At 69.8% G+C, this 13,111-nt stretch carries 17 protein-coding genes; 10 read left to right on the forward strand and 7 right to left on the reverse strand.

From position 1 onward, the window contains the following. Positions 1 to 49: 49 nt before the first annotated feature. From K8V84_RS23730 to K8V84_RS23750, 5 genes are all read left to right on the forward strand, one after another. A complete protein-coding gene (locus tag K8V84_RS23730; protein ID WP_304078793.1) occupies positions 50 to 811 on the forward strand; it encodes a (2Fe-2S)-binding protein in 762 nt (253 codons plus the stop codon). A gap of 66 nt (positions 812 to 877) precedes the next feature. After that, the gene (locus K8V84_RS23735) at positions 878 to 1,333 is read left to right on the forward strand and encodes a hypothetical protein (RefSeq protein ID WP_304078794.1); all 456 of its coding nucleotides are present in this window, start codon (positions 878 to 880) and stop codon (positions 1,331 to 1,333) included. An 83-nt stretch (positions 1,334 to 1,416) separates the two neighbouring features. Further along, entirely contained in the window at positions 1,417 to 1,851 is a 435-nt protein-coding gene (locus K8V84_RS23740; RefSeq protein ID WP_304078795.1) for a helix-turn-helix domain-containing protein, read from the forward strand. 91 nt (positions 1,852 to 1,942) lie between these two features. Continuing rightward, entirely contained in the window at positions 1,943 to 2,773 is an 831-nt protein-coding gene (locus K8V84_RS23745; RefSeq protein WP_304078797.1) for a class I SAM-dependent methyltransferase, read from the forward strand. A 62-nt stretch (positions 2,774 to 2,835) separates the two neighbouring features. Beyond that, complete coding sequence (locus tag K8V84_RS23750) at positions 2,836 to 3,807, forward strand: threonine/serine dehydratase (protein ID WP_304078798.1); 972 nt, start codon at positions 2,836 to 2,838, stop codon at positions 3,805 to 3,807. Here the strand turns inward: K8V84_RS23750 and K8V84_RS23755 are convergent. Then, on the reverse strand, positions 3,792 to 4,280 hold the full coding sequence (locus tag K8V84_RS23755; RefSeq protein ID WP_304078799.1) for an Appr-1-p processing protein: 489 nt from the start codon (positions 4,278 to 4,280) through the stop codon (positions 3,792 to 3,794). The genes K8V84_RS23750 and K8V84_RS23755 overlap by 16 nt on opposite strands. 118 nt (positions 4,281 to 4,398) lie before the next feature. Between K8V84_RS23755 and K8V84_RS23760 the strand changes: the two genes are divergently transcribed. Then, the gene (locus tag K8V84_RS23760) at positions 4,399 to 4,806 is read left to right on the forward strand and encodes a MarR family winged helix-turn-helix transcriptional regulator (protein WP_304078800.1); all 408 of its coding nucleotides are present in this window, start codon (positions 4,399 to 4,401) and stop codon (positions 4,804 to 4,806) included. A gap of 18 nt (positions 4,807 to 4,824) precedes the next feature. On the opposite strand, the gene K8V84_RS23765 is transcribed toward K8V84_RS23760, so the two are convergent. Together K8V84_RS23765 and K8V84_RS23770 are read right to left on the reverse strand one after the other, a co-directional pair. Then, on the reverse strand, positions 4,825 to 5,394 hold the full coding sequence (locus K8V84_RS23765; protein WP_304078802.1) for a GNAT family N-acetyltransferase: 570 nt from the start codon (positions 5,392 to 5,394) through the stop codon (positions 4,825 to 4,827). 46 nt (positions 5,395 to 5,440) lie between these two features. Next, positions 5,441 to 6,094, reverse strand: a complete 654-nt coding sequence (locus K8V84_RS23770; protein ID WP_304078803.1) for a TetR/AcrR family transcriptional regulator — start codon at positions 6,092 to 6,094, stop codon at positions 5,441 to 5,443. A 62-nt stretch (positions 6,095 to 6,156) separates the two neighbouring features. Here K8V84_RS23770 and K8V84_RS23775 point away from each other — a divergent pair, with 62 nt between their 5' ends. Together K8V84_RS23775 and K8V84_RS23780 are read left to right on the forward strand one after the other, a co-directional pair. Further along, on the forward strand, positions 6,157 to 6,840 hold the full coding sequence (locus K8V84_RS23775; RefSeq protein WP_304078805.1) for a GAP family protein: 684 nt from the start codon (positions 6,157 to 6,159) through the stop codon (positions 6,838 to 6,840). A gap of 120 nt (positions 6,841 to 6,960) precedes the next feature. Further along, positions 6,961 to 7,665: a sensor domain-containing protein gene (locus K8V84_RS23780; protein WP_304078806.1), complete on the forward strand. Its 705-nt coding sequence runs from the start codon at positions 6,961 to 6,963 to the stop codon at positions 7,663 to 7,665. On the opposite strand, the gene K8V84_RS25935 is transcribed toward K8V84_RS23780, so the two are convergent. From K8V84_RS25935 to K8V84_RS23790, 3 genes are all read right to left on the reverse strand, one after another. Next, positions 7,592 to 8,239 (reverse strand): lysostaphin resistance A-like protein, encoded by a 648-nt coding sequence (locus tag K8V84_RS25935; RefSeq protein ID WP_369696662.1) that lies wholly within the window; start codon positions 8,237 to 8,239, stop codon positions 7,592 to 7,594. The two genes, K8V84_RS23780 and K8V84_RS25935, sit on opposite strands and share 74 nt — an antisense overlap. Continuing rightward, a complete protein-coding gene (locus tag K8V84_RS23785; protein ID WP_304078808.1) occupies positions 8,161 to 8,343 on the reverse strand; it encodes a hypothetical protein in 183 nt (60 codons plus the stop codon). Before K8V84_RS23785 ends, K8V84_RS25935 begins: the two co-directional genes overlap by 79 nt. A gap of 318 nt (positions 8,344 to 8,661) precedes the next feature. Further along, a complete protein-coding gene (locus tag K8V84_RS23790; protein WP_304078810.1) occupies positions 8,662 to 9,081 on the reverse strand; it encodes a MerR family transcriptional regulator in 420 nt (139 codons plus the stop codon). Between the two features lie 126 nt (positions 9,082 to 9,207). Between K8V84_RS23790 and K8V84_RS23795 the strand changes: the two genes are divergently transcribed. After that, positions 9,208 to 10,113 (forward strand): NADP-dependent oxidoreductase, encoded by a 906-nt coding sequence (locus tag K8V84_RS23795; RefSeq protein ID WP_304078811.1) that lies wholly within the window; start codon positions 9,208 to 9,210, stop codon positions 10,111 to 10,113. A gap of 36 nt (positions 10,114 to 10,149) precedes the next feature. On the opposite strand, the gene K8V84_RS23800 is transcribed toward K8V84_RS23795, so the two are convergent. Beyond that, positions 10,150 to 10,989, reverse strand: coding sequence for an alpha/beta fold hydrolase (locus K8V84_RS23800; protein ID WP_304078812.1), 840 nt, complete (start codon positions 10,987 to 10,989; stop codon positions 10,150 to 10,152). Between the two features lie 154 nt (positions 10,990 to 11,143). Between K8V84_RS23800 and K8V84_RS23805 the strand changes: the two genes are divergently transcribed. After that, positions 11,144 to 13,045 carry an ABC transporter ATP-binding protein gene (locus K8V84_RS23805; RefSeq protein WP_304078814.1) on the forward strand — a complete coding sequence of 634 codons (1,902 nt, stop codon included), beginning with the start codon at positions 11,144 to 11,146 and terminating at the stop codon, positions 13,043 to 13,045. Positions 13,046 to 13,111: the final 66 nt, after the last annotated feature.

A 13,111-nucleotide genomic window follows, 5' to 3' on the forward strand; every position in this document is an offset into this window, starting at 1 on the left:
CGATGGCATCGCCGTCGGGTCGGCGGGCAGCGGCGGGAAAGGGGAGCGAGTGGGGAGCGAGCGCGACATCGCAGGGAACGCCGAGGGGCCGGTCTCCCTCTTGGCACCGGTCCTTGAGGACATCGCCGGGATCAACGTGTTCTTCGCGTTGGAGACGCCCGGCCCCGAACCGGGGTGGGTGGCGGCTCTGGGCGGCGGGCTGTCCGGGGAGCCGCTGGCCGCCGAGGTGGAGGCCGTGCGGGGTCGTCTGGCCACGCTCTTCGGTGGCGGGGCCGAGGACGTGGAGTGGCGGGTGGGCGCCTCCCTGTTCCACCAGGGTCTGGCCTCACGGGTGCTGTCCCCGGTACTGGCCGCGGCCCTTTGCCATGGGGTGTTCCTGGACCCGTGGCGGCTGTTCGTGCGTCCGGGCGGACCGATGGTCGTGCGCACCACCGAGACCGAGGCCCAACCTTTGGCCTCACCGGACCCACAGGAGATCGCCCGGGGCCCGGTCCGAGAAACCGTGGCGGGCCTGGAAGGGGTCGCCACCGCGTTGGGGCGGGTGGGCGGTATCGCACCGGGGCTGTTGCGCGGAAACACCGCGGCGGCGTTGGCCGGTGCCACCCGCTCCCTGGGCCGGGCCCGCCCCGAGCACCACGAAGACGCCGAACGGGTGGTGCGCACACTGCTGTGCGACCCCTGCCTGGAGGGCACCGGAACCTACACCGGGACGGACGACCAGGGGCGGGCGGGTTTTCGGCGCACCACCTGTTGCCTGTACTACCGACTCCCCGAGGGCGGGCTGTGCGGGGACTGCGCCTTGCGGTCCTGACCGGCGCCTTCGCACCTTCGACGCCGGGGCGAGGCTGAGACGGCTCTCTTTGGGAACCAATGGGGTGTGACCTCTGCGAGCGGCGGCCCCGATGATTCCCCCCGACCCCGGCCGAACCGCGACAACCTGTGGGGACCCCTGGCCTGCGCGGCGGCCTCCGCCGTACTCGCCCCCGTCCTGGCCCTGTGTCTGCTGATGGTGCCGGCCCTGTTCGCCTTCGCCGGGGTCACCCGGGGACTGGGCGAGGTGTGGCCGTTGGCGCTCGCGGTGGCCGCCATCGCCTTCCTGCTGCTGTGGGGCCACAGCCGACTACTGCGCTTCCTGGGTGAAGGCTCCCCCTGGCCGGTGACGGTGGCGAGCCTGGCGCTCGGGGTCGTCCTGGGCATGCTCTACCGTCCCGGTTCGCTGGGCTACACCGACTGGACCCAGATCCCCACGGTGCTGTGGGCCTTCCTGGTGGTGTGGCTGCGCCTGACCGGCCGGATCCGATGGCGGCGCACCACCCCGACCGAAACCGCCTGAACCCCGGAGCTTCCCCAAAACGCCCTTCCAACGCCGGTTGCGGGTAACGTCGGGGTGGTTCAGGGATGTTCGGGGAGGTGGGCGTGGCCCAGCAGTACTACTCGGTGGACCAGGTCGCGGAGCTGTTGGGCCTGCACGTGAAGACCGTGCGCGCCTACGTGCGCGAAGGGCGGCTGGCGGCCACCCGGATCGGTAAGCAGTATCGGATCCACCGCAAGGACCTGACCGAGTTCACCGGTGGCGACCCGGAACAGGACGGGGCAGGCAACGGCGGTCCCCGGGTGGAGGTCTCCACCGTCCTGCAGGTGGAGGACGTGGACCGCGCGATGGCCGATCGGATCAGTACGCTGATCATCTCCGCCACCACCGGGGCCTCCGGGGGCGGAACCCCGGCCCAGTCCCAGGTGGCGTACGACCCCGAGCGGGCCCGGCTGCGAGTGGTCCTGATCGGTGGTCTGGAGGAGACGACCCGGATGCTGGACTTCGTCCGCGCCCTGGTCGGGGAGGACCACACCTGACCGTCTCTCGTGTCGAGACGGCCATCCGGACACGAGACCTGAGGGGTGTGGGGTCCGCCCACCCCGGAGTTCCGACGAAGGACGGCACGCGATGGCTCGCTACACCCATGGTCAACACCCCACGGTCACCGGCTCCTACCTTTGGCGCAACGCCGAGAACTCCGCCGGCTACGCGCTGGCCGAGATGCTCCCGGGCCACTCCCTGCTCGACGTGGGTTGCGGACCGGGCAGCATCACCCTGGACCTGGCCCGACGTGTGGCGCCCGGGCCGGTCACCGCGGTGGACGCCTCCACCGAGGCCGTCGAACAGGCCCGCTCCCTGGCCGAGAAGGAGGACGTGCCGGGCATCGACTTTCGCGTGGGCGACGTCCACGACCTGGACCTGCCCGACGACTCCTTCGACGTGGTCCACGCCCACCAGGTCCTGCAGCACGTGGCCGACCCGGTGCGGGCCCTGGCCGAGATGGGCCGAGTGACCCGCCCAGGTGGGGTCGTGGCGGTCTGCGACAGCGACTATTCGGGGATGTACTGGTACCCGTTGCTGCCCGAACTGGACGCGTGGATGGACCTGTACCAGCGGGTGGCGCGCGCCAACGGCGGCGAGCCCGAGGCGGGGCGGCGCATGCACGCCTGGGCGCGCGCCGCCGGTTTCGAGGACATCACCTACGTGCCCGAGGTGTGGAACCACTCGGCCCCCGACCGTCGCGCCTGGTGGGGGCGCATGTGGTCGCGGAGGATCCTGGAGTCGGATCTGGCCCGCCAGGCCGTGGACGAGGGGTTCGCCACCCGCGCCGACCTGGAGGAGATCTCCCAGGGGTGGAGGCGCTGGAGCGAGCACCCCGACGGGGTGTTCGTCGTTCCCCGCGGCGCCGTTCTGTGCCGGGTGTCCGAGGAGACCTTCGGCGGCCCGTCCCGGGCGTAGCGGTCCGGCGCAGGGGCACACACAGGTGACGCGTTCTTCCACCACGACCCGGAAGGTTCCTCATGCACGCCACGGATCTGGACGTCGCCCGGATCGAACGGGCCACGCGCCTGATCGCCCCGGTGTTCCTGCGCAGCCCGCAGTTCTTCGAGGAGCAGTTGTGCTCGGCGCTCGGGCGGCGGGTGCTCACCAAGGTCGAGACCCTCAACCCGCTGCGCAGCTTCAAGGGCCGCGGGGTCGACCTGCTCGCCCGTGAGTTCTCCCCCGGAACCGACCTGGTGTGCTCCTCCACCGGCAATTTCGGGCAGGCCATGGGATACGCCGCCACCCGACACGGCATGAGCGCGCACGTCTTCGTTCCAACGGGTACCAACCCGGTGAAGATGAGGCGGATGGTCGCGATGGGCGCGCGCGTGCACGAGGTCGAGGGCGACCGGTTCAAGCAGGAGGCCCGACGGTTCGCCGACCAGGACCCGAATCGGGTGTTCGTCGAGGACGGAGAGCACCCCAGGGTGGCCGAAGGGGCCGGCACCATCGGGGTGGAACTACTGGAGACCGAGGGCATCGACACGATCGTGCTGCCGGTGGGCGACGGCGCCCTGATCACCGGGGTGGCGCGGTGGACCAAGGAACACGCCCCGCACATCCGTGTCGTGGGGGTGTGCGCCACGGGTGCGGCGAGCATGGTCGACAGCTGGAAGGCCGGGCGCGCGGTGTCCACCGAGGTCGCCGACACCTTCGCCGAGGGCATCGCCATCAACCGTCCCATCGCCGCCTCGGTGGAGCGTATGAGGGTATTGGTCGACGACATGGTGGTGGTGGGCGACGCCGACATGCTCGACGCGATGCGCCTGGTGTTGGAGACCGTCGGTGTGCTTCCCGAACCGGCGGGCGCGGCCGGGATCGCCGCCCTGCGGGTGCACGATCTGCCGGGTGCGACGGTGGCGACCGTGATCACCGGCGCCAACGCCCCCACGGCCCTGTTCCCCGATGTCCTCACCTTGGGAACGAGTACGTCTCAGTCGGTGTCGTAGACGGTCACGTGCACGCCCTGGGACGACAACCGCTCCTCGACGAGGGGCTGGACCCGCTCCCAGTGCTCACCCGCTCGGCCACAACCGCTATGTGGCATGTGCACCGTCGTCGCCGGCTCCAAGGCGTGCTCGGCCAGACGGCTCGGACACGTGTCCGATGCCCGGTAGCGGATCGGCGGCCCACCGCTGCCGCGCCGGACCCCGTGCTGGGCGACCACGTCGGCCACTCGCACGTCGGGTGACACCGGCACCGGTCGCACCGCGCCCAGCCCGAAGTCGTCGCCGGCCCGACCATGGTGCCAGGACCGGTGCTCCTGTTCCGGTTCTGGCCGGCGGCGGGACAGAGCCGGCACGAAACCCTTGCCCCGGCCCCCACGGTCGTTGCAGACGTGGGCGATGATCTTGGGCCCGGAGGTTCGGGGTGGGGTGGCGTCACCACGCAGGAAACGCAGGAACCAGGGCGAGTCGGACATGGCCCCAGGCCAACGAACGGGTACGACACCTTGGAAGGAATGCCGGCTGCGCCCCGCTGTGGCGGTATAGCGTCGAGGAAGCGTCGTCGCGGGCACCATCGTCCCCACCGGAGGAAGTATGTCCGACCTGCCGATCGGTTACTGGCTCAAGCACCTGGACCGGCTCATCGAGAGCGACCTGGACCGCGTACTGGCGGCGGACTCGCTGGGGCGCCGCCAGTGGCAGGTGCTCAACTCGCTCCACCGTGAACCCGCCACCCTGTTGGAACTGGACCGGCGACTCCTCCCGTTCCTGGAGGAGGGCGAGGACGGCGTGGGGTCGGCGGTGGAGGCGCTGCGACAGCGCGGCTGGGTCAGCGGCCTGGTCTCGGTGGAACTCACCGAGGAGGGCACGCGCGCCCACGATGCGTTGTTGGAACGCGTCCAGAGCACCCGCGCCCGGCTGACCGCCGGGATCAGCGATCAGGAGTACCGGGCCACCGTCGACGTGCTGGAGCGGATGTCGGCCAACCTGGAACAGGGCTGAGTCCGTTCGGGGGCCGGCTCAAAGAGGCAGTTCGCGGGTGAGTTCGACGAAGGCCAGGTCGTCACGCTTGGGCAGTCCGAACTCCTCGTTCCCGTAGGGGAAGGGTTCGGTCTTGCCGGTGTTGGTGTAGCCGCGCCGCTCGTACCAGGCGATGAGCTCGGGGCGCTGTTTGAGCACCTTCATCCGCATCAGCCGGCTGCCCCACTCGCGCACGGCCATCTGCTCGGCCTGGGCCAGCACGACCCGGCCCAGGCCGGCGCCCTGCAGGTCCGGGCGGACCGAGAACATCCCGAAGTAGGCCCCGTTGACCCCGCGCTGCAGCTCGCAGCAGGTGATGATCCCGTCCCGGGTCTGCCCCACCAGGACCAGGGTGTTGCTGCGGGCGAGCAGTTCGCTCATGCCTTCGACGTCCATCCGCTGTCCGTCGAGCAGGTCGGCCTCGGTGGTCCAGCCCCGTTTGGAGCCCTCACCGCGGTAGCAGGAGTTGACCAGGTCGACCAGGGCGGGCACGTCTGCCCGGGTCGCGGCCCGAAAGTCGATCGGGCCCGTCGCGGCGGACGAGTCCTGGGCGTTCGGGATGGTGGTCACGCGCTCTTCCCCCTTGTGTCCGTTCCGTCCCACAGTATGCCTCTCGTCACGGTGTGGTGCGCACTCGATTCCTCTCCCCCGCCCCTGGCCGGACGGATTCGATGTGGGCCAGAAAGGACCGCAGGCGGGCGAGGGCCGTCTCGGGGGTGACCTGTTCGGGGTTGGTCATCAACTGCAGGGACAACCCGTCGAGGAAGGTGTGCAGGAACTCCGACCAACTCTCCAGCCAGGGGTCGGGATGCACCCGCCCGGGGTCCTCGGGGGGTTCGATCCCGCCCAGGGCGGCGACCAACTGCCGGTAGAGCCGGCGTTGCTGGTGCCAGCGGTGTTCGACCCTGGGGTCGAGGTAGTCGGGGTCGCCGGTGGCCTGCCAGGCCCGGTACTCGGCCCGACGGGCCTGGTCCAGGGGCAGCAGCTGCTCGGCGAAACCCAGCACCCGGTCCTCCAGGGACATCTCGGGGTCGAGGGATCGGGCGTGCTCCTTCATGCGTTCGGTGACCCTCTCCTCGGACAGGTCGATCGCGTAGGTGAGCAGCTCCTCACGGGTCTGGAAGTAGTGGCGCAGGGCGCCGGTGGACAGGCCCGCCTCGGCGGCGACGCTGCGGATGGAGACCGCCTGCGGTCCGGACTCGGCGATCACCCGCCACAAGGCCTCGGCCAGGGCGCGGCGGCGTTCTTCATGGTCGACGATCTTCGGCACCCTTCCTTTTTAGCACACCTGTGTTATTTTATTTAGCACACCCGTGTGAAAAAGGAGGCAGCATGCCGCCCCTGGACGTACTCATACCGGTCGCCGGCCTGGCGCTACTGGACACCCTGAGCCCCACCACCCTGGGGGTCTCACTCTTCGTGCTGCTCAGCGGCGCCCGCAACGTCGCCAGACCGCTCTTCGCCTACCTGGGCACGGTCGCCCTGTTCTACTTCGTACTGGGCTGCGCGATCATGCTCGGCCTGGGAGCCGCGCTGTCCCGTCTGTCGCATCTGACCGACAGCCCCGCGACGGGATGGGTCATGGTGGTCCTCGGCGGGGCCCTGTTCGCCTACTCCTGGGTGATGCCCACCAAAAAACGCGTTCCGCGCCGCCCCGCCACCCTGCGCACCACCACCATGATCGGCCTGGGCCTGGCCACCGGCCTGCTGGAGGCCGGCACCGCATTCCCCTACCTGGGAGCGATCGGCATCATGGGCACCGCCGGCCTCGCCGCCGGCACCTGGGTACCGATGCTGGCCGGCTACAACCTGATGATGGTGCTGCCGCCCGTTCTGCTCTACGTGGGCCACCGGCTCTTCGGTGAACGGCTGCGACCGCGCCTGGACCGCTGGCGCGAGAAGATCGATTCCGGCTCCCGCGAGGCGATGTCCTGGATCATCGGCATCGTCGGCGTGATCCTGGTGCTCAACGGACTGCAGTTGACCGGCGTCGACGCGCTGATCGGCACACGATGACGGCAGGGAAGGGACCCGCCGCGCCCACCGGGGCGCCCACGCCTGGTGGTGCAGGCTCTACCGGGCATTCTCACCCTGACCGTCCTGACACGGAGCGCCGCCCAGCGTAGCGTCGAGACCATGAGAACACCCCCCTTCGTGCGCATGGTCCGCGAAACCCGCTACCTGCTGCTCGGACCGCCCCTGGCCGTGGTCGCCTTCTGTCTGGTCCTGACCGGCCTCGTCGCCGGAGCCGGCACCTCAGTGCTCTTCGTGGGGTTGTTCCTTCTCTCGGGCACTCTGCTCCTGGCCCGGGGGCCGGCGCACCTGGAACGCCTGCGCCTGTCCGACCTGCACGGGCGAGCCGTGGTGCGCCTGCCCTACCGTCCGGCCCCTGCGAACGCCGGCCTCATACGCCGCCTGCTCAACCCCCTGACCTGCACGCGCAGTTGGCTGGACGCCCTGCACGCGATCGTGAGCCTGCCCCTGGCCCTGGCCGGGTTCGTCCTGGCGGTGCTGTGGTGGTCCCTGGCCCTGGGCGGCCTGCTCTACCCGCTCTGGGGATGGTCGCTCCACCTCATCCCCGGCTACACCGACGTGGGCAGCCACCTGCTGCCGGACAACCCGGCGTTGGCCACCCTGGTGGTGTACATGGTCACCGGCGCCCTGTTCGCCCTCACCCTGCCGGTGGCGCTACGCGTCCTGGCCGGGATGAACTCGGCCCTGTCCCGGGTGTTGCTCCTGGCCCCCGAAGAGGTCAGCGCACGCGTGCTCACCAGTAGGAACGACACCGTCCCGACCCCTGAGGAGCCCGATCAGGAACGCCACTACGTCTCGCTGCGCTGATCCCGCCGGTGTGCCCCAGATCGGTGATCGACGGTGGCGGCCTCCACCGTGGCCCCGGCCTCCTTGCGTGTGCCGATTCTCCCGAACGCCGGGTCACCCCCTTCGCCGGGTTCTCTTGGCACCGCCCCGGCCGAGCCGCCTGAGTCCTGCTCCCGGCACGGCCGAGAACCGGCAGGCCGATCAGGACCATGACGATGATCTGCACGAGGAGCCGGACACCGTAAACGATCCCCTCGGTCGGGAAGAAGCCGTTACCGAAATAGAAACCGCTGTGGACTCCGATGGCCATCCAGATGCTGCCCGTCCGCACCCTGCTCGCAGCGCAGACGAAGCCCAAGGCCATGGCTCCGACCGCGTGGAGGGCCACTTCAACGGTTCCCCGAGCCGCGCTCTGGGAGAAGACGTGGAGCGCACCGAAGCCCACCGATGTGAGCACCAGTACGACACGTGGTGACAGGTGCTCCGCCACAAGGTCGTAGAGATTGCCCCGCCATATCAGTTCTTCTGGAAAACCTGAGCAATGATGATGATCGCGATCACCCGGGGCAGGTAGATCAGGTCCTCCGGTTCCCATGGCACCCACCGGGCGGCACCCATGGCGACCGAGACGGCGTCGGCCGCGAGGAGCGCGGCGACGGTCACACCCGAACCGATCATGAACAGGGGATGGCCGACCACGTTATCGGCAGCCCCACCCCGGCCCAGGGGCGGTGTACGAAACGGCGCCAGAAGTACACCGCCGGCACCGCCAGGACGACACCGATCGGCTCGCCGGCCAAGAGCACGGCGAACGTGAGAACGATCGTGAGGAAGAGGGGCAGAATCGTTTTCGTGGCCGCCGTACCGGTGGCCCCGACCCGGATTTTCCCGGGGTCACGGCCCCGGCCCCTAAGGTGGACCCTGGAGCGCCCCGGTGCTCGGGGTCGGCCGCCGTGGAGGAGGTCCTTTCGGGACCACCGCTGATTCCTGTAGCGATCCGGTCTTGCCCCGAAGAGGTCAGCGCCCCTCGTGGGACCGCATCCATACGGTCCCGGGCCGGCCTCCAGGGCGGGTGTCATCGTAAGCGCAACCCAGGTCCGGGTTTCGTGCCACATTGATGACGTCGTCGAGCCGGTCGCGCACGGCGAGCAGGTCGGTGATCCGCCGCTCGATGAGCGCGCGTTCGTCCAGCAACCGGTCCAGCATGGCAGGGGACGCCTCTCCCGAGTCCACGCACGGCAGCAACTCTCGGACGGTGGTGCTCGTCAGGCCCGCGGCGTACAGCTGCTGGATCAGCCTGACGCGTTCGACCGCGGATTCGGGATACCGCCGCTGGCCACCGGCTGTGCGGTCGGCGAAGAGCAGACGCTGTTCCTCGTAGTAGCGCAGGGCCCTCACGCTCACCCCCGCCTGCTCGGCGACCTCACCGATCCGCACTCGTCCTCCTCCGGCCGGGAGACGGCCCCGGCTCGCCGATTTGCACCTCACGTCAACGTCAGGTTCTAGGGTAACAGCGATCGAACGAACACCTCGTTGAGAGCCATCAAGGTAAGGCAGGACATCATGCGCGCAGCCCGCTTCCACGAATACGGCGGAGTGGAGAACCTGGTGATCGAGCAGGTCCCCGACCCCCACCCTGGACCCGGTGAGATCCGCGTCCGTGTCACGGTGGCCGGCGTCAACCCCATCGACTGGAAGCTGCGCACCGGTGCCCTGCGCGAGATACTTCCCCTGGAGCTTCCCGCCATTCCCGGGCGCGAAGCCGCCGGCGTGGTCGACGAGATCGGTGACGGAGTGCGGGAGGTGAGCATCGGAGACCGCGTCTTCGGGCTGGGCGGTGTCACCGGAGCGACCGCCGAGCTGGTCGTCCTCTCGGCCTGGGCTCATGCCCCCGACACGTGGACCGACGAGCAGGCCGCGGGCGCCGGTCTCGCCTCCGTGACCGCGATGCGTGGACTGAACGCGCTCGGCTCCCTCGCGGGGCGAACCCTTCTCGTCGAGGGCGCCGCCGGAGGCGTGGGCAGTGCCGCGGTCGAGATCGCCGTGGCACGAGGCGCCACCGTGATCGGGACGGCGAGCGAACGCAACCACGAGTTCCTCACCTTCCTCGGTGCCGTTCCCACCACCTACGGCCCCGGCCTGGCGCAACGCCTCACCACGCTCGCTCCGCGCGGCGTCGACATCGCGCTCGACACAGCGGCCTCCGGCTCGCTGGACGATCTTGTCGAGATCACGGGTGCCCCAACACGCGTCGCGACGGTCGCCGACCACGCAGGCGGACAGCGCCTGGGCACACATGTGGTCAACGCGGAGAACGACTCGGCCCTCCTGTCCACGGCCGCGGAGCTGGGCCGGCAAGGCCGGTACACCCCTCGTATCGAACAGACCTACCCCCTGAAGGGAATCGCCGACGCCCACACGTACGCCGAGCGCGGACGCACTCGTGGAAAGATCGTCATCCTCATCTGAGGGGCGCGCCCGACCGGGACGGTCTCGCCGTCCCGGTCAGGCGCGCAGGAACTCCAGCACCGTTTCGGTCCGGTCCAGGACGGCGTGTCCCACACCGGGCAGCACCCGCACCCGGGCGTTCGGCACCAGGGCACGCATGCGGCGGGCGGTACCGGCCGAATCGAACATTCGGTCCCGCTCGCCCACGATCACCGACACCGGCATGCTCAGGGCACGTAGTCCCTGGTCGGTGAAGATCGGCAGCTGCTCGGTGCGAGGCCGGAACCCGGCGAAGTTGTCCAGCACCGCTTCCAACACCGCCCGGTCCGCGGGACCGTCCAGCCCCGTCAGGTAGCGGGTGGCTGCCACCCGGCCACGCCGACCGAACAGCATCAGCAGTCCGGCCCCCAGGATCCGCCACCGGCGCTGGGCGCCCACTCCCCCGGGGCAGGCCACCACCAGCCGCCGAACACGTCCCGGGCGACGGATCGCGTAGTCCAACGCCGCCCACCCGCCCAGCGACGTCCCCGCCAGGGCCACGCGCTCCAGGCCCAGTCCGGACAACACGTCGTCGAGCCACAAGGTGCTCGACTCCGTGGCCAGGTCCGGGCGGGAGGGGGCGCTCAGCCCGGGTTCGCCGACCAGGTCCACCGCATGCACCCGAAAATGTTCCGACCAGGCCGCGATGTCCGCGCGCCAGGTGGTGGCGTTGGCCCCCGATCCGTGCAGCAGCACCAGTGGCGGCGCCTGTTCGGGCCCGGTGACCAGGACGAAGGTCTCGCCCTCCCGCGTGGGCAGGTGGCGCCGCTCGGCCGGTACGGGCCAACGCTGCAGTTCCTGTTCGTAGCGGTCCCGGATCCTTCGGGCCGCCTCTTCGTTGTGGTAGATCGTCTCCACTCGGACTCCTCTGTTCATCCTGAAACAACCCTAAACTTCCCTGTTATAAGGAGCAAGGGGAGTAAAAGGGGATGATGGATCGTAGATTGACCTCAATCATTGTTGAGGTTCTACGGTTCAGGGGAGCCCGAAACCACGATCGATCGGTGAACCCATGAGCATGGAAATGGCCGCGTGGAACTCCATCTACCACGCGATGCACGCCAAGGAGGACCAGCGGCCCTTCTCCCTGCCCGTCCTGCGCAGAATCGCCGGCTTCGCCCGCCCCCACACCCGCCCTCTCATCTGGTTCCTGGTCCTGAGCGTGGTCACCGCCGCCCTGGCCGTGGCCACACCACTGTTGGCCGGACGCGTGGTCAACGCCATCATCGACGGCGACGCCCTGCGCCCCGTCCTGCTCCTGGCCGGCCTCATCGCCGCCGTGGCCGTCGCCGAGGCGATCCTGGCCCTGATCGTGCGCCGGCTCTCGGCGGGCGTGGGCGAAGGACTCATCCTGGACCTGCGCACCACCGTCTACGACCACGTCCAACGCATGCCGGTCGCCTTCTTCACCCGCACCCGCACCGGCGCTCTGGTCAGCCGCCTCAACAACGACGTCATCGGTGCCCAACGCGCCTTCAGCGACGTGCTCTCGGGGGTCATGAGCAACCTGGTCACCCTCATCCTGGCCCTGGCCGTGATGATCACCCTGTCCTGGCAGATCACCCTGCTGTCGCTGCTGTTGCTGCCCGTCTTCGTCATCCCCGCCCGCCGCATGGGCGCCCGCCTGGCCAGGATCGAACGCGAACGCGCCCTGCACAACTCCGCCATGGGCACCCAGATGACCGAACGCTTCTCCGCGCCCGGCGCCACCCTGGTCAAGCTCTTCGGGCGCCCCGCCGAGGAGTCCGCGGAGTTCGCCCGCCGGGCCTCACGAGTTCGCGACATCGGCGTGCGAACCGCCATGGTCCAGGAGGTCTTCTTCACCGCCCTGACCCTGGTCTCGGCCATCGCCCTGGCCCTGGTCTACGGGCTGGGCGGTTTCTACGCGCTCAGCGGTCGCCTGGACGCCGGAACCGTGGTCTCCATGGGCATGCTCCTGACCCGCCTGTACGCCCCGCTCACCGCGCTGGCCGGCGCCCGTGTGGAGGTCATGAGCGCCCTGGTCAGCTTCAGCCGCGTCTTCGAGGTGCTCGATCTCAAGCCGCTGGTGGAGGAAAAGCCCGACGCCCGACCCGTACCGGCCGGCCCGGTATCGCTGGAGTTCGACGACGTCACCTTCGCCTACCCCACCGCCGACAGGGTCTCCCTGGCCTCCCTGGAGGAGGTCGCCACCTTGGATGCGACCGATCACGCGCCCGTCCTGCACGGGGTGTCCTTCCACGTCGAACCCGGTCGGACCGTGGCGCTGGTCGGCTCCTCCGGCGCGGGCAAGTCCACCATCGCCCAACTCACCCCGCGCCTGTACGACGTGGACACCGGAGCCGTACGCCTGGGAGGCACCGACGTACGCGACCTGACCTTCGACTCCATCCGCGCCACCTTGGGCATGGTCACCCAGGACGGACACCTGTTCCACGAATCCATCCGCGCCAACCTCACCCTGGGCGCACCGGAGGCCACCGAGGAACAGATCTGGGACGCACTGCGCCGCGCCCGGCTGGACACCCTCATCGCCTCCCTGCCCGACGGCCTGGACACGGTGGTGGGCGAGCGCGGCTACCGCTTCTCCGGTGGTGAACGCCAACGCCTGACCATCGCCCGACTACTGCTGACCGACCCCGAGGTCGTCATCCTCGACGAGGCGACCTCGGCACTGGACTCCACCTCAGAGGTCGTGGTCCAGGCCGCCCTGAGCGAGGCGTTGCGGGGGCGCACCGCCCTGGTGATCGCCCACCGGTTGTCCACCATCCGCGCCGCCGACGTGATCCTGGTGGTGGAGGGCGGCCGGATCGTGGAACGGGGCACCCACACCGACCTGCTCACCCGCGGTGGTCGCTACAGCGAGCTGTACCGCACCCAGTTCGCCCAGGCACCCGCCTCCGCCGACGACGACCCCGTGCACGTGGCGGGCTGAGCCCCACCGCTTCCGACCCCGTCCCCCGGTGGCGCCACACCGGGGGACGGACCACCCTTTCCACCG

It is taken from the genome of Nocardiopsis listeri (assembly GCF_020741345.1).
GTDB lineage: Bacteria > Actinomycetota > Actinomycetes > Streptosporangiales > Streptosporangiaceae > Nocardiopsis > Nocardiopsis listeri_A.

Excerpts from the sequence above, each read along its gene's own strand:
- K8V84_RS23795 (WP_304078811.1), top strand. The coding sequence starts at position 9,208 with ATGCGCGCAGCCCGCTTCCACGAATACGGCGGAGTGGAGAACCTGGTG.
- K8V84_RS23760 (WP_304078800.1), top strand. The coding sequence starts at position 4,399 with ATGTCCGACCTGCCGATCGGTTACTGGCTCAAGCACCTGGACCGGCTC.
- K8V84_RS25935 (WP_369696662.1), bottom strand. The coding sequence starts at position 8,239 with ATGGGAACCGGAGGACCTGATCTACCTGCCCCGGGTGATCGCGATCAT.
- K8V84_RS23805 (WP_304078814.1), top strand. The coding sequence starts at position 11,144 with ATGAGCATGGAAATGGCCGCGTGGAACTCCATCTACCACGCGATGCAC.
- K8V84_RS23775 (WP_304078805.1), top strand. The coding sequence starts at position 6,157 with ATGCCGCCCCTGGACGTACTCATACCGGTCGCCGGCCTGGCGCTACTG.
- K8V84_RS23755 (WP_304078799.1), bottom strand. The coding sequence starts at position 4,280 with ATGTCCGACTCGCCCTGGTTCCTGCGTTTCCTGCGTGGTGACGCCACC.
- K8V84_RS23780 (WP_304078806.1), top strand. The coding sequence starts at position 6,961 with ATGAGAACACCCCCCTTCGTGCGCATGGTCCGCGAAACCCGCTACCTG.
- K8V84_RS23745 (WP_304078797.1), top strand. The coding sequence starts at position 1,943 with ATGGCTCGCTACACCCATGGTCAACACCCCACGGTCACCGGCTCCTAC.
- K8V84_RS23750 (WP_304078798.1), top strand. The coding sequence starts at position 2,836 with ATGCACGCCACGGATCTGGACGTCGCCCGGATCGAACGGGCCACGCGC.